Here is a 571-nt window from a genome sequence, read left to right as displayed (position 1 = left end):
TGAGGCGCTTTGGCCTGTTTTGAGGATGGGATTACCAGTAATGGCTATCGAATAGATATGCGTTCCTGTTTCGACGACTCTCATTTCAATGGTGCTCAACACTGTCGGATGATACGTTAGTTTTGCAGTAATACTTGCTTGTCCCAAAGCAATGCCCATAACCTGTCCTTGCTGATCTACACTAACCACACTCGGATCGCTTGAAATGAAAGTTATGGCTGGATTAACCATCTCATTCCCGTTATCCGTAGCGGTCACATTCAACGGTATTATTTCGTTGAGCCGTACATAGGTTATCGTTCCGTGATTGATATGTAATGCGTAGGTATGAGCAATCTCGTACTTCCATCGGTCAGAAATGTTATGTTCCACGTCATCATAAGCTGTATTTATGCTATCCATTAGACAACTCAATTGGATGATGCCATTCATCGTGCGGTCAATTCCAACTATTTTAAATGACTGATGGGTGATGTAGAATCGTTGGTTCAATGCGATGTTTCGCATGTCTACATTGTCCTGTAGCCTAACTATAATATTTCCCTCTGGTATGGAGATGACTTTACCTGTT

The 571-nt window shown here is 42.0% G+C and carries 1 protein-coding gene; it reads right to left on the bottom strand.

The window, feature by feature from the left end; all coding sequences use genetic code 11:
* Positions 1-507, bottom strand: a 507-nt coding sequence (locus ACIFQM_RS25055; RefSeq protein WP_430066436.1) for an Ig-like domain-containing protein, incomplete at its 3' end; no start/stop codon positions are given.
* Positions 508-571 lie beyond the last annotated feature (64 nt).

It is taken from the genome of Paenibacillus sp. NRS-1782 (assembly GCF_050467685.1).
Taxonomy (GTDB): Bacteria; Bacillota; Bacilli; order Paenibacillales; family Paenibacillaceae; genus Paenibacillus; species Paenibacillus terrae_A.
This window is presented reverse-complemented; position numbering and strand designations above follow the sequence as displayed.